Origin of the sequence: Trinickia dinghuensis (genome assembly GCF_003367175.1) — a bacterium.
GTDB lineage: Bacteria > Pseudomonadota > Gammaproteobacteria > Burkholderiales > Burkholderiaceae > Trinickia > Trinickia dinghuensis.
Genome location: NZ_QRGA01000008.1, coordinates 298,618 through 318,589 on the forward strand (window position 1 = coordinate 298,618; position 19,972 = coordinate 318,589).

Here is a 19,972-nt window from a genome sequence, read left to right on the forward strand (position 1 = left end):
CGTTGGAAACGCTCACCGCAGGGTGGCGCAAAACCGATAGATGCGGCCGCAAGCTTCTTCGAGCACTTGCGTCGACGTCGCGTACGAGATCCGGAAATTCGGACCGGTACCGAATGCGCTGCCATGCACGGTGGCCACCGCCTCGTCCTCGAGCAGCGCCGTGACGAAGTCCTCGTCGGTGGCGATCAGCTTGCCTTTCGGCGTGCGCTTGCCAATTGCCCCTTCGCATGACGGATAAACGTAGAACGCCCCTTCCGGCGTGCCGCACTGCAGATGCGGCGTCCGATTGAGCAGCCCGATCACGAGGTCGCGACGCGCCTTGAACGCCTTCCTGAATTGAGGAAGATGGCTCTGCGGGCCATTCAGCGCTTCAACCGCAGCCCACTGCGCGATCGAGCACGTGCCCGACGTTTGCTGGCCTTGGATCAGGTCCATCGCGTCGATCAACACCTTGGGGCCGGCGGCATAACCAACCCGCCAACCGGTCATCGCGTAGGCCTTCGACACGCCGTTCATCGTCAAGGTGCGGTCGTACAGCAACGGTTCGATCTGTGCCGGCGTCACGAACTCGAAATCGTCGTAGACGAGGTGCTCGTACATATCGTCCGTGAGAATCCATACGTGCGGATGGCGGACCAGAACATCGGTCAGCGCCTTCAGTTCGTCACGCGTGTACGCAGCGCCCGACGGGTTCGACGGCGAGTTGAGAATGATCCATTTGGTACGCGGCGTAATCGCGCGATCGAGGTCTTCCGCCTGCAGTTTGTATGCATGACGCTTGTGGGTAGGCACCGCGACCGGCGTACCGCCGCACAGGGACACCATTTCCGGGTACGAAACCCAGTAAGGGCTTGGAATGAGGACTTCGTCACCCGGCCCGAGCGTCGCCAGCAACGCGTTGAAAATCACGTGCTTGGCCCCGGTGCTCACGATCGTCTGCGACGGCTTGTAGATCAGGCCGTTTTCGCGTTCGAACTTATGCACGATCGCCTCCCGCAACTCGGGAATGCCCGCCGACGTCGTGTACTTGGTCTCCCCGCGCCGAATTGCTGCGATCGCGGCTTCCTTGATGTTGTCGGGCGTATCGAAATCGGGCTCCCCCGTCGACAACGACATCACATCGACGCCCTCCGCGCGGAGAACGCGCGCCTTCTGAGTAATGGCGAGCGTCGCGGACGGTTTCACGGAAGACAAACGTTCGGCTAGAAATGACATGGGAATCCTGGGTGAAACGGTTAACAGTTGAACGAACTTGCTAACGCACGGCGCTCACGCCGGCAAACGATCTTCGGCTTCAGCACATACCGGAAGCGACTTGAGTTGCTCGACGTAGGCCGCGGGAAGAATGTCGTGTCCGGCGAGAAGATGACCGAGATACGCGGCGCGCGGTTTCAGCTGTGAGTCGAGGTTATTGCGAGCAACATACGTGGTCGCGGTGACGTATTCATCGTTGTCGGGACGCAAAACTCGCACGACAACGCGTTCATACTGACCGCTCGCGACGTTCTCATAATGGTCGAGCACATCGAGCCCGTCCGCTGATATACGGTTTAGGATGCCGAAAACATGCGCACCGCCGCTTTCCGTTAAATTCGCGGCTGCCGCGCCGGGGAAATAAGCCGACGGCTTGTCGAACGTCAACGCCCAATCGTCGAGCCGCCCCAGCACGCGCTCGAAACAAGCCGCCCCCGCTGGAACGAGGCGAGCATCGATCAAGCGAGCAGGATCCATATTCGATCCGTAAGCAAAATACCAAACCGAATCACGCACATCATCACTCATGATATTTCCGCAGTTTCAGCGAAATGGAATTCGAAGCGACGCCTCGGCGATCACGATCGAGGGATCGCCGAGGCGCGGATGCAATACGCAGATTGTCTGCGCTTTCTTAATTTCGCCGATCAATCGACGAAGGGAAAAGATTCATTCTCAGGAGATATTTTTCTATTTGATCGAAACGATTTTGACGAGGCGATAGCAACATCGTCACACGGCCCAAGACGAAAATTAATGCATTAGGGACAGCTACACCAACAAATAATTTTTACGTCGCGAATAATAATTTATTGTGGAAACGATTTCGCGAAAAAAGGAAGGAACCGACTTCGAGTCGTTGACGATAAAAGCATATGATTCAAGTCACCCCACTTGAAACATGGCTACGCAAACAACGCTTAATCGCGGCGCACCGGTAGTCAATGTCGCAAGACAGGACGGAGCCGCGCCCGCCCTCTTCTCACGGGTGCCGAATGTAATCGACGAGCGCCTTCGTATAAGCATCGGGCACCCGATCGAGCAAGCTCACGACGATCGTCGCCACGAACCCTGCCGGCACCCCGAACACGCCTGAACTGATCGGTTCGATCCCGAACCATTGCGGCCCGACAAACCCTGTCAGTTCCCTAAAGTACGGATAAGTCGACACGATGTAATACACGCACACGCCCAGCCCGGCGACCATCCCGGCAACAGCCCCATGCCTGGTCGTCCGCTTCCAGAACACCCCTAATACGAGCACCGGAAAAAAGCTCGAAGCCGCCAACGAAAACGCCGCGCCCACGAGAAACAAAATATTCCCCGTATTGAGCGACGCCACATACGAAGCGAATAGCGCCACGCCCAGCAGCAAGATCTTCGAAATCGTGACCCGCCTTTGGCTAGACGCCGCAGGATCGATCATGTGGTAGTAGATGTCGTGCGACAGCGCGTTGGCGATCGTCAACAGCAACCCATCCGCCGTCGACAGCGCCGCCGCCAGCGCTCCCGACGCAACGAGCCCTGAAATCACATACGGCAGCCCCGCGATCTCCGGCGCGGCCAGCACCACCACATCAGGCTGCATTCGAATCGCGGACCATCGGATGATGCCGTCTCCACTGCTGCTATCGATCCCGATCAAGCCCGGCTCCGCGCGATGCCATTGCGTCACCCATGCTGGCCAATCGTTCATCGAATGGCCAACGAGGTGCGTCATCACTTCATACTTGATCAGGACGGCCAGCACCGGCACGGTGACGTAAAACAGCGCCACGAAAAACAGCGTCCACGCAACGGAACGCCGCGCCGAGCTAACCGAAGTGGTCGTGTTGTAACGCGTCAAGATGTGCGGCAAGCTCGCCGTCCCCAGCGACAAACACAGCAGCAGCGACAGAAAATTGCGCTCGTGCGTCATCCGCTCTGCGTCGTTCGAAGCAGGAAACGGTTCGTACATCGGCACGGGATCCGTCGCCCGCGCAAGCAGATCGTCGCGCGCCTGCGTCCAGACGACGCGCGCAGCAGCCGCATCGCGCGGAAACGCCGATAGCTCGGCCTCGCGTTCATGGATGTCGCGCAACGGCCCATCGTGACGGCGCAAGTCGTCGAGTTCACGCATCAAATGCGTTTTCTGCTCGATATACGAGGCCGGCAACGCGGCGATCTGCGCATCGATATGCGCTGCCCGCTCCCGATACGACACGCGCACGCGCTGCTCCTGCGGCGAATCGCGCACGACGGCATCGAGCTTCTCCATGCGCGCCATCAATCGGCCGTACGTCAACTGCGGCACCCATCCGAGCCCGTCCTTGTGCGCGATCATCGATACCGGAATCAAGAACGCGCTGATGAGAATGACGTACTGCGCAACCTGAGTCCAAGTCACCGCACGCATGCCGCCGAGAAACGAGCAGACGAGAATGCCGGCCAAGCCGCAAGCAATGCCGATCGCGAAATCGACACCGATAAAGCGCGTCGCAATGATCCCCACGCCTTGAATCTGCGCGACGAGATAAACGAACGAACATAGGATCGCAGCCGCCGCGGCGATGCCGCGCACCACGTTGCTCGAATAGCGCGTGCCGAGAAAATCCGGGATCGTGTAGCGCGCGAGCTTGCGAACGTAAGGTGCAAGTAGGAATGCAACTAGACAATACCCGCCGGTCCACCCCATCAGGTACGCGAGTCCGTCGTAGCCCGTGGCATAGAGCGACCCGGCCAACCCGATGAACGAAGCCGCCGACAGCCAATCGGCCGCCGTCGCCATGCCGTTGAAGGCAGCCGGCACGCGCCGTCCCGCCACGTAGTATTCGACGAGATCGGAGGTGCGCGACAGCAAGCCGATCACGGCATAGACGGCGATGGGCACGAACAAGAAGACGTAGCCGACCCAGACGCCTGGCCCCGTCGCTCGCTCGACCCGCCACATCGTATAGATGAACAAAAAGAAGCCGAGCGTATAGAGCACATACGCGCGAACCAGCCGGTTCACAAGCGTCATGGAGCCGCCTCGCGGACGGCATCGCTCCCGGCGTCGGCCTGGGCGGCCTGTTGCAAGCGCCGATCGGCGCGCGCCATGGCAAAGATATAAACCGCAATCAGAAGCAGGTAGACGACGATCGCCCCCTGCGCGCCGATATAAAACGGCAGCCTGAACCCGGCCACACGCACGCTCGATAATCTTCGCGCCAAGAGCGGCACGACGAACGAGAGGACGAAGCCGATCAGCATCAACACGCCGATCAACGTCACATTGAAGCGCCAGTAGCGGCGATGCGCGAGCGCCATCGCACTCGAAACCGGAGGCGGTTCGAGCGAGCGTTGAGCGACGGGATCGAGAGCACGTGGCGCGGCCATGCGCCTATTTATCAAAAAGGGACGGCGCGGGCAATTGGGATTGTCCGCGCCGCCCCTTCGGAAGGCGCCGCTCAAAGAGGCGAAGATGCCGCGCGCCGCACTCGCCCAATGCCGGTGGCGAGCGTGACGCAACGGCCGTCAACGCACCTGTGCGAGCTGTTCGAGGATCGCGGGATTCTCGAGCGTCGAGACGTCTTGGGTAATCGCCTCGCCCTTAGCCAACGAGCGCAGCAGGCGCCGCATGATCTTGCCCGAACGCGTCTTCGGCAGGTTGTCGCCGAAACGCACGTCCTTCGGCTTGGCGATCGGCCCGATCTCCTTGGCGACCCAAGCACGCAGCTCATTGGCGAGCTTCTCCGCTTCCTCGCCTTCGGGGCGCGAGCGCTTCAGCACGACGAACGCCACGACGGCTTCGCCCGTCGTCTCGTCGGGCCGGCCCACCACGGCCGCTTCGGCCACGATCGGATTCGACACCAGCGCCGATTCGATCTCCATCGTCCCGAGCCGGTGGCCCGATACGTTGAGCACGTCGTCGATACGGCCCATGATCGTGAAGTAGCCCGTGTCCTTGTCGCGCACCGCGCCGTCGCCGGCGAGGTACAGCTTGCCGCCCAGCTCGGCGGGGAAATAGCTCTTCTTGAAGCGCTCGGGATCGCCCCACACGGTACGCAGCATCGCCGGCCACGGACGCTTCACGACGAGAATGCCGCCCTGCCCGTTCGGCACGTCCTGCCCCGTCTCATCGACCACCGCGGCCATGATGCCCGGCAGCGGCAGCGTGCACGAGCCCGGCACGAGCGGCGTCGCGCCCGGCAACGGCGAAATCATATGGCCGCCCGTCTCGGTCTGCCACCACGTATCCACGACAGGGCAACGCTTGCCGCCCACGTTCTCGTGATACCAGACCCAGGCTTCGGGATTGATCGGCTCGCCGACCGTCCCGATGATCCGCAGGCTCGACAAGTCATAGCTCTTCGGATGCACCTTCGAATCGGCTTCGGCGATCTTGATCAGTGAACGGATGGCCGTCGGCGCCGTATAGAAGACGCTGACCTTGTGCTTCTCGATCATGCTCCAGAAGCGGCCGCCGTTCGGGTAGGTCGGCACGCCCTCGAACACGACTTGCGTCGCGCCGAGCGCGAGCGGCCCGTACGTGATGTAGCTGTGGCCCGTGACCCAGCCGATGTCGGCCGTGCACCAGAACACGTCCGAAGGCTTCCAGTCGAACGTCCATTTGATCGTCTGCGCGGCCCACAGCAGATACCCGCCCGTGCTGTGCTGGACGCCCTTGGGCTTGCCCGTCGAGCCGGACGTGTACAGCACGAACAGCGGATGCTCGGCGCTCAGCCACTCGGGCTCGCATGTATCGGCCTCTTTCCCGGCGGCCTCGTTCATCCACAGATCGCGCGATGCGTCCCATTGGACGCTCCCGCCGGTGCGGCGATAGACGAACACGCTCTTGACGGCTTCGCATCCGCCCATGGCCAATGCTTCGTCGGCGATGTTCTTGAGCGGCAGCGCCTTGCCGCCGCGCATTTGCTCGTCGGCCGTCACGAGCGCGACCGCGCCGACGTCGACGAGCCGCTCGTTCAGCGATTTCGACGAGAAGCCGCCGAACACGACCGAGTGCGGCGCGCCGATGCGGGCGCAGGCCTGCATCGCGACGACACCCTCGACCGACATCGGCATATAGATGACGACGCGATCGCCCTTCTTCACCCCGCGCCGCTTCAGCGCATTCGCGAAGCGGCAAACGCGGCCGAGCAAATCCTTATAGGTGATGTTCGTCGAGGTACCGTCGTCGGTCTCGAAGATCAAGGCCGTGCGATCGCCGTTGCCGGCCTCGACGTGGCGGTCGAGACAGTTGTACGACGCGTTCAGCTCGCCGTCTTCGAACCACTTGTAAAACGGCGCGTTGGACTCGTCGAGCACTTTCGTGAACGGCTTGCGCCAGGAGAGCGTCTCCTTCGCCAGCTTGGCCCAAAAGCCCTCGTAATCCCGCTCGGCCTCCGCCATGAGCGCCCGATATGCGTCCATTCCCGAAATCGTCGCTCCGGCCACCGCTTCCGCGGACGGCGGGAATACACGGCCTTCGTGAAGAACCGATTCAATCGCAGACATCGACTACTCCCTTATGGACAAGATGAAACTCGAATCCGGCGCGCCGGCCGCGCACATAGAGCGCAAAGCCGCGCGAGGACGTATGGAATGCCGCATTGCAACAACGACGGGCGCGACCCATCGCGTTCGCAATAGCCGTTGCACAGTACCGCCATCAACTTACCGGGTTCTTACATGGTGCGCCATTGCATTGGCCGTTCGTTCGTTCGATCTCGTTCTCTCGGCGCGGCGCCCCGGGTTCATGCGACAGCATACGGCCCTCTACAATGCTAGCCGAACCTGCATGCGCTTCTTCATCGCATTCGGGTTTACGCTGTTATCGGCGAGTTGCCCAGCCCGGCGCTCCCGACGCCCGCTCGGCACGCGCGGTACAATAGCGCGATTTTTTTCGCGCGCGTCTTTGCGCATACGTTTTCGACTTGCCGCTCCGTCCCCACAGCCTTCAGCCATGACAGTCATCAAACAGGAAGACCTCATCCAGAGCGTCGCCGACGCACTGCAGTACATCAGCTACTACCATCCGCTCGACTACATTCAGGCCCTCGGCCGCGCGTACGAGCTCGAGGAAAGCCCGGCCGCGAAAGACGCGATCGCGCAAATTCTGACGAATAGCCGCATGTGCGCCGAGGGCCGCCGGCCGATCTGCCAAGACACGGGCATCGTCACCATCTTCCTGAAGATCGGCATGGACGTGCGCTGGGGCAGCGAAAGCGGCCCGGCGACGATGAGCGTCACCGACATGGTCAACGAAGGCGTGCGCCGCGGCTATCTGAACCCCGACAACGTTCTGCGCGCATCGATCGTGAATCCGCCCGAAGGCGCGCGCAAGAACACGAAGGACAATACGCCGGCCGTCATCCACTACGAAGTCGTGCCCGGCGATAAAGTCGACGTGCAGGTCGCGGCCAAGGGCGGCGGCTCCGAGAACAAATCGAAGTTCGCGATGCTCAACCCGTCCGACTCGATCGTCGACTGGATCCTGAAGACCGTGCCGACGATGGGCGCCGGCTGGTGCCCGCCGGGCATGCTCGGCATCGGCATCGGCGGCACCGCCGAGAAGGCGATGCTGATGGCGAAGGAATCGCTGATGGATCCGATCGACATCCAGGACATCATCGCCCGCGGCCCGCGCGACTGGATCGAAGCGCTGCGCATCGAGCTGCACGAAAAGGTGAATGCGCTCGGTATCGGCGCGCAAGGGCTCGGCGGCCTGGCCACCGTGCTCGACGTCAAGATCATGGCTACGGCCACGCACGCGGCGTCCAAGCCGGTCGCGATCATCCCGAACTGCGCGGCCACACGCCATGCGCACTTCACGCTGGACGGCTCGGGCGCGGCCCATCTCGAAGCGCCCTCGCTCGACGCATGGCCGAAGGTGCAGTGGGAGCCGAACACGGAGACGAGCAAGCGGGTCGATCTGAACACGCTCACGCCCGAGGAAGTTGCTAGCTGGAAGCCGGGCCAAACGCTGCTGCTCTCGGGCAAGATGCTCACGGGCCGCGACGCTGCGCACAAGCGCATCGCCGACATGCTCGCCAAGGGCGAAAAGCTGCCCGTCGATTTCACGAACCGTGTGATCTATTACGTCGGCCCCGTGGATCCGGTGCGCGACGAAGTCGTCGGCCCGGCCGGCCCGACCACGGCCACCCGCATGGATAAATTCACCGAGACGATGCTCGCGCAAACGGGCCTCATTTCGATGATCGGCAAGGCCGAGCGCGGCCCGGTCGCGATCGAGGCGATCAAGCAGCACAAGGCGGCTTACCTGATGGCCGTCGGCGGTGCCGCCTATCTCGTGTCGAAGGCGATTCGCGGTGCTAAGGTGCTCGCGTTCGAAGATCTGGGCATGGAAGCGATCTACGAATTCGACGTCTCGGATATGCCGGTGACGGTGGCCGTCGATTCGACGGGCACGTCGGTTCATCAGACGGGACCGAAGGAATGGCAAGCCAAGATCGGCAAGCTGCCCGTCGTGACGGCCTAAAGCCGCGCTAGGTTCGCAGCGATGAAAGCCGGGCCGCGTGTCCGGCTTTTTCTATGGGACGAACGATGGGCAAGCCTCCGCCGAACAGCTGATATTGGGCTCGAAGCCTTGGCTTTTGCGCTTTCAGCGTTTATCGTTTGCGTTCAATGCCCCACGAAGAAGGAATCAAAATGCAAGGCGACAAGAAGGTCATCGAATACTTGAACGCACAGCTCAAGAACGAGCTCACGGCGATCAACCAGTACTTCCTGCACGCACGGATGTACAAGCATTGGGGCCTCGACAAGCTCGGCAAGCACGAGTACGACGAATCGATCGGCGAAATGAAGCACGCCGATATGCTGATCGAACGCGTCTTCATGCTCGACGGCCTGCCCAACCTGCAAGACTTGCACAAGCTGCTGATCGGCGAGGAAACGAAAGAGATCCTCGAATGCGACCTGAAGCTCGAGCAGGGCTCGCAAGCCACCTGCAAAGAGGCGATCGCCTATTGCGAGTCGGTGCAAGATTACGTTTCGCGAGGCATCTTCTCGACGATCCTCGACGATACCGAAGAGCACATCGATTGGCTCGAAACGCAGCTCGATCTCATCGACAAGATCGGGATCCAGAACTATCAGCAATCTGCAATGGGCTCGCCCTCCGACTCCTGATCGTTCGACGCTGCCCGCTCGCTCCTCTCGCCTCTCCTCTTGCCGGCCATGATCGCACTGCACGACGTGTCCTTGCCCGAATCCGAGCCTTCGACGGCGCCCTCGTCGCCGGGCGGCAATCCCGCACCCATCGGCATCTTCGATTCGGGGCTGGGCGGGCTATCGGTGCTGCGTGCGATCCGGGCGCAGTTGCCCGGTGAGGCGCTGCTTTACGTCGCCGATTCGCTACATGCGCCCTATGGGCTGCGCGATAACGCGTTCATCTCGGCGCGCACGCTGGCAATCGGAGAATGGCTCGTCTCGCAAGGGGCGAAGGCGCTCGTCGTCGCATGCAACACAGCGACAGCCGAATCGATCGCGCTCGCGCGCGGCCGGCTGTCGATCCCGATCATTGGGGTGGAGCCCGGCATCAAGCCCGCGGCCGGCCTGTCGAAGTCGCGGATCGCGGGGGTGCTCGCCACGCAGGTCACGCTTCGCAGCGAACGGTTCCGGTCGTTGATCGAACGCTACGCGGCCGATTGCCAATTCATTTGCCAACCGGGCCACGGGCTCGTGGAAGCGGTGGAGCGATGCGAAATCGACACGATCGACGTGCGCGCCCTGCTCGCGCGCTACATCGATCCGATGCTCGCGGCCGGTGCCGATACGCTCGTGCTCGGTTGCACGCACTACCCGTTTCTCGATGCCGCGATCCGCGAGATTGCCGCCGGGCGCCTTGCCCTCGTCGATACGAGCGTGGCCATCGCGCGCCAACTCGAACGCGTGCTGGAGGCGAGCGGCCTGCGTGCGCCGGCCGACGGGCAGCCCGCGCAGCCACGGCTTTGCTCGACCGACGAAGGCGCTCACATGCGCACGCTCGCGTCGACGCTGCTCGGCCTCGATGTTCCCGTCGAACGGGTATCGATCACGGCGTCGTGCGGCACGGCGCCGGGCCGCTCTCACGCCGCTTGAGCCAACGGCCCGCCGTGCGCGGCCGATCCGCTTCGCCTCTATCCCGATAAGGGGCACGACCACCGCTGCTCGCTTGTTACAAAAAATAAGACACTCCGCTTGCCAAGCTCACGAAACGTAATGATAATAGTTCGCATTAACGTTCTGGTTTCTCTTCAGTCATGATCGTCTGCGTGTGCAAGTCCGTTTCCGACCGCAAGATCCGCGCTGCCATCGCGGAGGGGGCGGACACGTTCGATGAGTTGCAGTTCGAACTCGGCGTTGCCACCTGCTGTGGCAAATGCGAAGAGTCCGTGCGCGATGTCATGGCCCAGTGCGGTGTCTGTGAAAGCCAATGCGGCGTCGAGCGGCACATCCCGTCGCAGCCGATGCACGTGACCTTCTACGAACGCAAGGCCGCCTAAGTTTCCGGCGTCATTCGCCCGAATTATTCGCCCTTACCCGCTTTTTTCGTCGGCACGCCAGTTCGCTTCAGCCAGCAGCCGCTCGTTTTGCTCGAGGAGCCCGAGATGGAACTGCTCATTGGTTTCGTTGCGACCCTGTGTATCTCCGTGCTGGTCTGCCGCTCATGAAGCGGCATCGTGTCACTCAACGCGCTCGCAGCGCCGCCTCAGATTCACGCTAACATGCAAGCCTCGTCTTCCGTCGTGGCCGGCGCCCGCCCGGCAGCACCGCTCGGCATGTCGCGTTCGCGTATCGTCCCCGCTTTGCTCGGCGTAGCACTCGCTCATGCCGTGCTCATCGCCGTTTTCCTGACGTCCAATAGTGCGCCGGCTCCGCGCCCCGTTCAGTCGACGGCCATCGTCGCCCAACTGCTCAGTCCGCAATCCGACGCGCCCCCCGTGGCCGTGCAATCGGCGCCTCAACCGCCGGCCAAGCCGGCCCATACCGAGCCCGTTCGGCCGCATGTGAGCGCGCCAAAACCACCTGCGCCGCACCCGCGCGTGCCGGTGCCCGCAGCGACCCGGTCGATCGCCCCGGCACCCGCCCCGGCCGTGTCTCCGGCGCCGCCGAGCCAGGCAACCGCAAGCACAAGCGCGCCAACTACCGCAACGCAGACGGCTGCCGCCGCGACCGGCGCATCGTCATCAAAGGCACCCGCCGCGCCCGAAACGATGGCGATCGCGGCACCGAAGCACGTCGAGCATGCCGATTGCCACATCGTCAAACCGGACTACCCCGAACTCTCGCGGCGCCGCGAGGAAACGGGTACGGCCACAGTGCGATTCGTCATCGGCACGACCGGCGCCGTCGAAACAGTCACGCTCGTCAAGAGCAGCGGTTTCGCGCGGCTCGACGATGCCGCCATCGCGGCGCTGCGCCAAAGCACGTGCCAGCCTTTCGTTGAAAACGGCTCACCTATCCGCGTTTCCTACACGCAAGCGTTCAAGTTCGGGCTCGACGACGACTGAACGCCTATTTACCAAAAAGAAAAGGACGTACCTATGCAAAGCTACGGTCTGGCCCATGCTTGGGCTCAAGGCGATCTCGTCACGCGCGCCATTGCACTCACGCTGCTGACGATGTCGGTGCTGTCGTGGACGGTCATCGTCATCAAGGGCTGGAACATCGTCCGCCTCGGGAGGCTGACGAAAAACGCCGAACGGCAGTTCTGGCATTCCGACGATTTCTCGCACGGCATCGATGCATTGGCTCAGGCGCTGCCGGCTCGCGAGCGCAATCCGTTCCTCGCGCTCGCCTTGTCGGGCCAGGAAGCGGCAGACCACCATCAACGCACGCGTCCGCATCTGCATGACCGGCTAGACGTGTCGGATTGGATCACGCGTTGCCTGAAAGACACGATGGACGACGGCATCGCGCGCATGCAGCGAGGGCTCGCCGTCCTGGCATCGATCGGCGGTACCGCGCCTTTCGTCGGATTGTTCGGCACCGTATGGGGCATTTATCACGCGCTGATCGCCATCGGCGAAAGCGGTCAAGCATCGATCGACCGCATCGCGGGCCCAATCGGCGAAGCGCTGATCATGACGGCATTCGGCCTCGTCGTCGCCGTGCCGGCGGTACTCGGCTACAACGCACTCACGCGCTCGAACCGCGCGATCGTGGGCAGCCTGCGCCGGTTCGCGCATAGCCTGCACGCCTATTTCGTCACGGGAGCGCGCGTCGCGCCGGCGGCGAATCCGACGCTGCGCGTGGCAACGCGCGCAAGCTAATCGATCGGGAGCGAAACATGGCGATATCGCTATTCGACGACGAAGCGGACGAAGGGCTGATAGGCGAAATCAACATGACGCCGCTGATCGACGTTATGTTGGTACTCCTAATCGTTTTTCTCATTGCGATTCCCGCTATCGAGCACGCGATCAAGCTCGATCTGCCGCACGTCGGCAGTCAGCAGCAAGACATCAAGCCCCCGCATGTGGACGTGGCGGTGCGGGCCGACGGCACGCTCGCCTGGGATGGCACGAACATCGACGATGCGGGCTTGCATGCGGCGCTGGAACGCGCGGCGAAGGCGAATCCGCAGCCTCAGTTGCGATTGCGCGCCGATCGCAAAGTGCCCTACGAGCGTGTCGCCGACGTCATGTCGGCGGCCCAGGAAAGCGGGCTGACGCAGATCGGATTCGTTACCGAACCACGTCCGCGCTAGCGCTCTCGGCGTCACGGGCGTATCGGGTAGTTCGGGCCGCGGCCACATCGCTTCTGCCCATAGTAAAAGGCCCTTATCGGGCGATAAGGGCCTTTTTTCGTGCGCACACGGCGCCTTCGGGCGGCGGGCTCACATCCCATCGGACTGGTTCGAGCACCACATGCGATCGCCGTGCTTTGCACGAACCACGCTTTCAGCCCTATCCGGCTTGCTATAAGAGCAGCCGTTTTGTTTTCGCGCTGGACGCCCCAACGCGAAAGGCACTTCACTATAGGCCCCAGCGCTCGGTGCTTCAAGACACCGGCCATTGAATCTACCGATCGTCCCGGCGGCTTCAAATGGCAAAAGCGATTCGCTTGCTCGCGCACCGGCTCACATATTGAGCCGCCCCGTATTGAGCCGCCCCTCAATGGCAGGGGCCACCCGCGTCAACGTACCGTATCGGCCACCGCCGCGGGCACGGCCGTGTTCGCCGTTTGCAGCGCTTTCACCTGCTCTTTCGTCGGGCATTCCATCATCGTATGGTTCGCCACGTCGAGCTTCTCGACGAGAAAATCGACGAATGCGCGCACGGCCGGCACCATGCCCTGACGCGATATGAAAGCAGCCGAAAGTTGCGGCGTCGGCAACGTCCACCCGGGCATGACGGGCGACAGCAACCCCGCGCGCAACGAGGCGCCGTACATCATCTCGGGCAATGCCGCGATCCCCACGCCTTCGAGCACCGCTTCGCGTATCGTCGCCAAATCGGCCGTCACGAGGCGTGGTTCATGCTCGTGAACGTGCTTGTGCCCATCGGGCGCGGTCAAATGAAAGACGTGCCGGCCGTCGAAGCTCGGCGTATCGAGCGTCTGAAAGCGATTGAGATCGGCGGGCGTGACAGGCGGCGCGTTTTGCGCGAGCAGGCTCGGCGCACCGACGAGCATCTGCTCCGTGCGCCATAGCGGACGCATGACGATATTCGCGTTGTCCGGAGGATCGGAGCGCACGCGAAGCGCGACGTCGACCGAGTCTTCATAGAGATCGATCACACGATTGGTCACACGAATCGAGACCCGCACCTCAGGGTAACGCAGCAGGAATTCGGAGAGGATGCCCGAAAGGAGCGTCTGCGATACCGTCACGGGTACGCTGACACGCACGGTTCCGCGCGGCGCGGAGCGCAGTTCCTGCACCGCATTCATCGCAGCCTGCGCCTCGGCGAGCATCACTTTGCAGTGCTGAAAGAAGCGCTCGCCCGCTTCGGTCAGCGCGAGCTTGCGCGTCGATCGCTGCAACAATCGCACACCGAGCGAGGTTTCGAGTTCGGCCACGCGCCGCGACAATCGCGACTTCGACACGCCGAGCACGCGCTCGGCAGCAGAAAAGCCACCGTATTCGACCACCTGCGCGAAGTACATCAAGTCATTCAGATTCTGCGAGTCGAGTTGCATCTCATCGTTCCAACGGTAGGACAATCCATTGCTCTTTGGACGGCTAAAAGGGGCCCGGGCCCGTCCATATAATAGACCTCACATTCTTACGCGACGCACACACCGCGTCCTTCCGAGGTTCTGCTCATGACTACGTCCCGCACGATTCGCAACACGATCGCCGCCGTCCGCACCGTGGAGGGTGGCGGCTTCGTCGTCCATCGTCCGTTCCCGACCCGAATGTTAATGGACTTCGATCCATTCTTGCTGCTCGACGAAATGGGCCCCGTCGACTATGCGCCCGGTCAGGCCAAGGGCGCGCCCGATCACCCGCATCGCGGTTTCGAAACGGTGACCTATGCCCTCGCGGGCCGCTTCGCGCATGAGGATTCGGCAGGCCATTCCGGTGTGCTTCGCCCCGGCGACGTGCAATGGATGACGGCCGGCGCGGGCGTCGTCCACAGTGAAATGCCCGATCCCGAATTCGCTCGCGCCGGCGGGCGCGTACACGGGCTGCAGCTATGGGTGAATCTCCCGCGCCGCGACAAGATGATCGCGCCGCGCTACCAGGAGATTCCCTCGGAGCGTATCCCGATCGCCTCGACCGAAGACGGCAAGGTACGCGTCAAAGTCATCGCGGGTGAAGCGCTCGGCGTCAAGGCGGCGATCGAAACACGCACGCCGATTCTGTATCAGCACTTCTCGCTCGAACCCGGTGCATCGATCGTGCAGCCGGTACCGCGCGACTATCGCGTCTTCGCTTATGCGCTGAGCGGCGCGGGACGGTACGGCGACGAGCAGCGCGAAATCGGCGCGCAGCGCATGGTGATCTTCGGCGACGACGGCGACGCCGTCACGCTGACGGCCGGCACCGAGCCGCTCGAAGTCCTGCTCATCGGCGGCGTGCCGCTGAACGAACCGATCGTGCGGCATGGCCCGTTCGTGATGAATACGGAGGATGAGATCCGGCAAGCGATCGTCGACTATCAAGCCGGGCGGATGGGCGAAATCGCTCGTTGAGGATCGTTGAGGCGTTTCGAAGTTCGACGAGGCTCGTCGAAAAGCTCGCCAAGACTCGTTGAGGCTACTCCAAGCGCCTCCAAAAGCTCGTTGGGGCTCGTCGAAGCAGGAGCGCAGGTTCCGATCCCCCGCCCGCCGATCCGCGCGACGGGTGTGGGCGAATTGCGTCACAATAGCCGCTCAGCTGCCGCCGCCCGCTGCGCCATCACGGCGCTCGCGGGCAGCCCGGCGCCCCAACCAGGAGGATAGGCATGAGCGAGCGCGTTGTTACGGCATCCATCGGCGCAACCAACTTTCAAGTCACGTTCGACGACGGTGCCCATCACTTGTGGCACGCCGACGAACCGGAATCGCTCGGCGGCGGCGACCGCGCTCCCACTCCGGTATCGCTCTTGCTTTCCGGATTAGGGGCATGCACGTCCATTACGTTGAAAATGTATGCGCAGCGCAAAGGCTGGCCGCTCGATGACGTGCAAGTATCGCTCTCGATGCACACTGGCGACCAAGGCTCGACGATCGACCGCAAGATCGTCTTGCACGGCGAACTCACCGACGAGCACCGCGAGCGGTTGCTGCAAGTGGCGAACGCGTGTCCCGTCCACAAGATACTGACGCGTCCGATCGCGATCAACACGGGGCTCGTCGCAACGTTGCCGGCCACGCCCGACGAGGCGTAAAGTACCCGACCGCCGCACTTGAAGCCGAAGGAATGCCCCTTGAATTTCGAACATCTCGTCCAGGTCAACGATCCGCTGAACCCGCTCGCGGAAACGCTCACGCGCACCCAGCTATGGGAAGGACTCGTGCTGCGCGCCGAACAGCCGCAGCTTTTCGTGCTGGGCCTCGACAGCTGCACGATCCTCTCGCGCACGGCCGACACGCTCGAACGCGAATTGCACTACGGCCATGCGACCGTACGCGATCGTGTGACGCTGATTCCGCACGAAACCGTGCGCTATGACATCCTCGCAACGGAATCCTATGTGGGCGGGACGCTCACGATGACGATCGAGCAGCCCGACGCACTCCAGCTTTTTCTGCGGTTCGAGTACGCGACGACGCTCCCCACGCCCGACACCGAGGACGACCGCCAAACGAGCGAGATCGTGAAGTCGGCCTATCGCGAGGCCGACATCGATACCGTGCGGCTCATCCGCGAATATGCACGCCATCCGAAGCAGCCGGACCCGCTTCATTGACCTGAGTGCGCGGTCGGTTGGGGACACGTCAGCGGCCCTGCTGCCGCGTTGCTCTGTGCGCCGCAACGCGACGCGGAACCCTAAAGGCGGCCATCGGCTCCACGATGGCTGCGCCCTATCGGTGCCATATCTCAATGAATTTGTTTTTTACAATCGATAATGATTCTCATTTATAATTCGTCTTATCGAATCGAATAACCGATACCCCCAAGCATGAGTGAACCCACACGCCAGCCTGCGCTCACGTTGAGAACGTCCATGAGTTCCTTAGCTAGCTCCCGTTCGAAAGACGCGGCCACCGCTGCGGTGGCTACACGCCGCGCCGGTACGCAGGCGGAAGGCAGCGACGGCGCGATCGAGCGCACGCTGTCGAGCGATCATTTATTGCAAGGGCGCAGTCATATTTTCATCGCTCACAACGGCGAGCGATACCAGTTGCGCGAAACCCGTCTAGGAAAGCTGATCCTGACGAAGTAAGTCGGCACCGTGTATTGTGGGGACCACCTCCAAGAGAGGTGTTAGGCAGTAGCCAGCGCAACGTTAAGCACGTGAGTCTAGACCCCTGCGTGCCCCCTCTTTAGCGACGTTGCAGCCAGCCATGCCGTTTTTTTCAACGCCCCTTTCCGCCCCTATCTCGCTTCGCTTCTAAGCTGAGCTTCTGAGTTGCGCTTCCGTCTTCTGAAATGCCGGAGAACGCTGCCGGCATCCAGCATGGAGCGAGCGCGAACGCCCTCGCCTTCGATCTTGCCCTCTCGTTACTGCGCAAAACCCCAAAACATCAGCCACCATGCGCTATCCACCACGGCCAAAGCCGCGACGAAGCACGTCATGGCGCCCATTCGGAGCGCGATGCGCGACGTGTACCGGCCCGTGACGCGCCACGCCAACCAGGCACTCCACGCATTCGCGATGGCAAGCACACCAATGCGAACCGTCGACGCCCAATCGAGCGGGACGTGCTCCGCGCGAAGCAACGACAACGTCGTGGCCGACAACCCCAAGAACACGCCGGTTCCGGCCACGGGAATGAGCGCTTGCGTGAGGTGATGCAGGCGCGCACGATCGAACCGGCCAAGCACGCGCGTACCCGCGGCGACGAGCGCAAGCAGCGCCGTCCCGTACACGAGTGCCGTCGCGAGGATGTAGGCGATCAGCAACGTGCCGTCGAGCCAGGAGAAGACGTCGTTTTGGTCGGGGTAATGCGTGAAAAGGAACCACGGCGCATTGGTGTCGAGCATCCACGTGAAGTCGTGGTCGATCAGCCAACCTGCAAGGTATTGCTTGATCTCGACGAACCACGGGCTCGCCGTCCAATGAAACGCGCCGATCGCGATGCCCAGCAGGCCGTATAGGATGAGCGCCGTGTCCCAGCCGTCGGCCGCATCGCGGCCCAGCTCGACGATTTCCTGCGCGGGCGAACGCCATGTCAGCGCAATGGCATCGCGATGGCCGTTGCACCGGCCGCACATGTGGCATGGCGCCGCGCCCTTCATGTTTCTCAACGGCACGAGCGGCGCGCAATTGATCGGAATCACGCGATGCCCGTGCTCGCCGGCCGTGTACGAACGCCGCCAAGCGGCCTCGTTCACGCGGAAGTGAAACGGCGCGAGACGCGACAACAGCGCAAACACGCCGTTGACGGGACACAGGTAACGGCACCAGACGCGCTTGTCGCGTCCGTAAAGATAGCCGACGATCATCGCCCCCACCGTCGAGCCCCCCAATACGAGGAGCACGGCACGCGGATACTGGTAGACGCTGACCATTTGGCCGTAGATGGTCGTCAAGCCGAATGCGACGAACGGCCATCCGCCCCAACGCATCCAGCGCGGAATGGCTCGCCCTCGCCCATGACGGCTGGCGAATTCGGCCAGCGCGCCTTCGGGACACAGCACGCCGCACCACACGCGGCCGAGCAGGACCATCGACAGCAAGACGAACGGCCACCATATGCCCCAAAACACGAACTGGGCGGCTAGCGTCAGATTGTTCCAGAGATGCGCCGTGTCGTCGGGCAACGGCAGGCACGCGGGCACGATGATGAGAAAGGCGTAGACCGCAACGACAGCCCACTGGATCGCGCGAATGATCGCGCCGTTGCGCTGCATCCACGCGCCCACGCGCGCGAGCCGCCCGAGGCCGGCTGCGGGAAACGCGGGCGAACTCATACCGTACGTCCGGCCGTCGCGGCGGGCGCACGGCCGGCACGCCGCGCAAGCCACCCGACGACGAGCCAATACAGCGCAAAGGCAACGAGATTGGTCAGTGCCGGATGGGCACGATAGCCCGTCAGCGCGGCCACCATCGAACCGGCCGTGCTCGAATCGTCGAGCAGCCGGGAGCTATCCCATACCTGCGAGATGCCGAGCGGCAAGATTTCTTTATCGATGAGCTTGTCGACACCCGTCTGCAGCAGACCGGCGCCGAGCAGCAGCAGCATGATCTCGGTGACGCGGAAGAAATGGCGCCACGAGAACACGCGGCCGCCCAGTTGCAAGACGTAGAACGTCAGGAATGCGAGGCCGAGGCCGAGCACGATCGCGAGGATGTCGCCATGGCTCACATGCCCCGATTGGCCGAAGCCGAGCCCATAGAGAAAGATGACCGTTTCGCTGCCTTCGCGCGCGATCGCGAGCGCAACAAGAACCGCGACGCCCCAGCCGTTGCCGTTACGCGTGCTCTGCTGCAGCGAGCGTTCCATGTCGCGTTTGAGCGTGCGCCCATGGCGCTTCATCCACAGCACCATTTGCACGATCAGCACGCAGGCGACCAGCACCATGCCCGTCTGAAAGTAGTCGGCCGCATCGCCCGACAACACTTCGCTGAAGCCCACGAGTGCCGCGCCGAGCGCGATGGCCGCGAGGATTCCGACGCCGACGCCCGCCCACAGATACGGCAACCCGCGCCGAGCGTCAGCGTCGCCATTCTTCAGCCACGCGTAAAGAATGCCCACGACGAGCAGAGCCTCGACGCTTTCGCGCCATACGACGAACAGTACCTGGCCCATCTCTTATTCTCCGAGCGCGCGGCGTTCCACCTCCGCGCGCAAAAGCCTCTTACTTGACGACGATGACGCCTCGCGCCGATTGGTGGAAATCGTCGAAGAACTTGTATTCGCCCGGCGTTTGGGGGGCGATGACGACAACCGAATTGGCACCGGGCGCCAGGACCTTCTCCTTGCGCAACTCGACGCTTTCGAACTCGGCGGCACCCTTGCCGCTGTTGCTGACCTCGATGCGGATGCGCTTGCCCGCCGGCACCTCGATACGCGCCGGCGTCAGCTTGCCGTCGGCCATGTCGAGCTTGACCGTCACCGCATCGTCGGCGTGCGCGGCCATCGCGGCGGCGGCCAGCAAACCGGCCAATGCAGCCTTCGAACGCAATTTCATGCTGATGCTCTCCTCTTCCGA

20 protein-coding genes are annotated in these 19,972 nt (G+C 62.7%); 11 read left to right on the top strand and 9 right to left on the bottom strand.

The features are described 5' to 3' along the window. Positions 1–12: 12 nt before the first annotated feature. The 5 genes from DWV00_RS16015 to acs form a co-directional block, all read right to left on the bottom strand. Positions 13–1,215 (bottom strand): pyridoxal phosphate-dependent aminotransferase, encoded by a 1,203-nt coding sequence (locus tag DWV00_RS16015; protein ID WP_115534557.1) that lies wholly within the window; start codon positions 1,213–1,215, stop codon positions 13–15. 54 nt (positions 1,216–1,269) lie between these two features. Continuing rightward, complete coding sequence (locus DWV00_RS16020; RefSeq protein WP_115534558.1) at positions 1,270–1,782, bottom strand: gamma-glutamylcyclotransferase; 513 nt, start codon at positions 1,780–1,782, stop codon at positions 1,270–1,272. A gap of 454 nt (positions 1,783–2,236) precedes the next feature. After that, positions 2,237–4,255, bottom strand: coding sequence for a sodium:solute symporter family protein (locus DWV00_RS16025; RefSeq protein WP_115534559.1), 2,019 nt, complete (start codon positions 4,253–4,255; stop codon positions 2,237–2,239). After that, positions 4,252–4,611 (bottom strand): DUF4212 domain-containing protein, encoded by a 360-nt coding sequence (locus DWV00_RS16030; protein WP_115534560.1) that lies wholly within the window; start codon positions 4,609–4,611, stop codon positions 4,252–4,254. The genes DWV00_RS16025 and DWV00_RS16030 overlap by 4 nt, the downstream gene beginning before the upstream one ends. Positions 4,612–4,749: 138 nt before the next feature. Continuing rightward, complete coding sequence (gene acs, locus DWV00_RS16035; RefSeq protein WP_115534561.1) at positions 4,750–6,732, bottom strand: acetate--CoA ligase; 1,983 nt, start codon at positions 6,730–6,732, stop codon at positions 4,750–4,752. Positions 6,733–7,180: 448 nt separating this feature from the next. Between acs and DWV00_RS16040 the strand changes: the two genes are divergently transcribed. From DWV00_RS16040 to DWV00_RS16070, 7 genes are all read left to right on the top strand, one after another. Continuing rightward, positions 7,181–8,716 (top strand): fumarate hydratase, encoded by a 1,536-nt coding sequence (locus DWV00_RS16040; protein WP_115534562.1) that lies wholly within the window; start codon positions 7,181–7,183, stop codon positions 8,714–8,716. Positions 8,717–8,886: 170 nt separating this feature from the next. Further along, positions 8,887–9,369: a bacterioferritin gene (gene bfr, locus DWV00_RS16045; RefSeq protein ID WP_115534673.1), complete on the top strand. Its 483-nt coding sequence runs from the start codon at positions 8,887–8,889 to the stop codon at positions 9,367–9,369. Positions 9,370–9,417: 48 nt separating this feature from the next. Continuing rightward, the gene (gene murI, locus DWV00_RS16050) at positions 9,418–10,320 is read left to right on the top strand and encodes a glutamate racemase (RefSeq protein ID WP_115534674.1); all 903 of its coding nucleotides are present in this window, start codon (positions 9,418–9,420) and stop codon (positions 10,318–10,320) included. Positions 10,321–10,481: 161 nt separating this feature from the next. Further along, positions 10,482–10,724, top strand: coding sequence for a (2Fe-2S)-binding protein (locus DWV00_RS16055; protein ID WP_115534563.1), 243 nt, complete (start codon positions 10,482–10,484; stop codon positions 10,722–10,724). A 177-nt stretch (positions 10,725–10,901) separates the two neighbouring features. Continuing rightward, positions 10,902–11,732, top strand: a complete 831-nt coding sequence (locus DWV00_RS16060) for an energy transducer TonB (protein WP_245964902.1) — start codon at positions 10,902–10,904, stop codon at positions 11,730–11,732. Between the two features lie 33 nt (positions 11,733–11,765). Continuing rightward, a complete protein-coding gene (locus DWV00_RS16065; protein ID WP_115534565.1) occupies positions 11,766–12,494 on the top strand; it encodes a MotA/TolQ/ExbB proton channel family protein in 729 nt (242 codons plus the stop codon). Between the two features lie 17 nt (positions 12,495–12,511). Next, positions 12,512–12,931, top strand: a complete 420-nt coding sequence (locus DWV00_RS16070; protein WP_115534566.1) for an ExbD/TolR family protein — start codon at positions 12,512–12,514, stop codon at positions 12,929–12,931. Between the two features lie 428 nt (positions 12,932–13,359). On the opposite strand, the gene DWV00_RS16075 is transcribed toward DWV00_RS16070, so the two are convergent. Next, positions 13,360–14,364 carry a LysR family transcriptional regulator gene (locus DWV00_RS16075; protein WP_115534567.1) on the bottom strand — a complete coding sequence of 335 codons (1,005 nt, stop codon included), beginning with the start codon at positions 14,362–14,364 and terminating at the stop codon, positions 13,360–13,362. 126 nt (positions 14,365–14,490) lie between these two features. Between DWV00_RS16075 and DWV00_RS16080 the strand changes: the two genes are divergently transcribed. The 4 genes from DWV00_RS16080 (at position 14,491) to hemP (ending at position 17,039) form a co-directional block, all read left to right on the top strand. Then, positions 14,491–15,363, top strand: coding sequence for a pirin family protein (locus DWV00_RS16080; RefSeq protein WP_115534568.1), 873 nt, complete (start codon positions 14,491–14,493; stop codon positions 15,361–15,363). Between the two features lie 251 nt (positions 15,364–15,614). After that, positions 15,615–16,040 (top strand): OsmC family protein, encoded by a 426-nt coding sequence (locus tag DWV00_RS16085; RefSeq protein ID WP_115534569.1) that lies wholly within the window; start codon positions 15,615–15,617, stop codon positions 16,038–16,040. Positions 16,041–16,079: 39 nt separating this feature from the next. Beyond that, positions 16,080–16,562, top strand: coding sequence for an SRPBCC family protein (locus DWV00_RS16090; RefSeq protein WP_115534570.1), 483 nt, complete (start codon positions 16,080–16,082; stop codon positions 16,560–16,562). Between the two features lie 213 nt (positions 16,563–16,775). Then, positions 16,776–17,039 (top strand): hemin uptake protein HemP, encoded by a 264-nt coding sequence (gene hemP / locus DWV00_RS16095; RefSeq protein ID WP_115534571.1) that lies wholly within the window; start codon positions 16,776–16,778, stop codon positions 17,037–17,039. Positions 17,040–17,317: 278 nt separating this feature from the next. Here hemP and DWV00_RS16100 read toward each other — a convergent pair whose 3' ends face one another. The 3 genes from DWV00_RS16100 to DWV00_RS16110 are packed head-to-tail and all read right to left on the bottom strand — an operon-like array spanning position 17,318 to position 19,951. Beyond that, a complete protein-coding gene (locus DWV00_RS16100) occupies positions 17,318–18,730 on the bottom strand; it encodes a 4Fe-4S binding protein (protein ID WP_115534572.1) in 1,413 nt (470 codons plus the stop codon). After that, a complete protein-coding gene (locus DWV00_RS16105) occupies positions 18,727–19,569 on the bottom strand; it encodes an FTR1 family iron permease (protein WP_115534573.1) in 843 nt (280 codons plus the stop codon). Before DWV00_RS16105 ends, DWV00_RS16100 begins: the two co-directional genes overlap by 4 nt. Before the next feature lie 49 nt (positions 19,570–19,618). Further along, entirely contained in the window at positions 19,619–19,951 is a 333-nt protein-coding gene (locus DWV00_RS16110; protein ID WP_115534574.1) for a cupredoxin domain-containing protein, read from the bottom strand. Positions 19,952–19,972 lie beyond the last annotated feature (21 nt).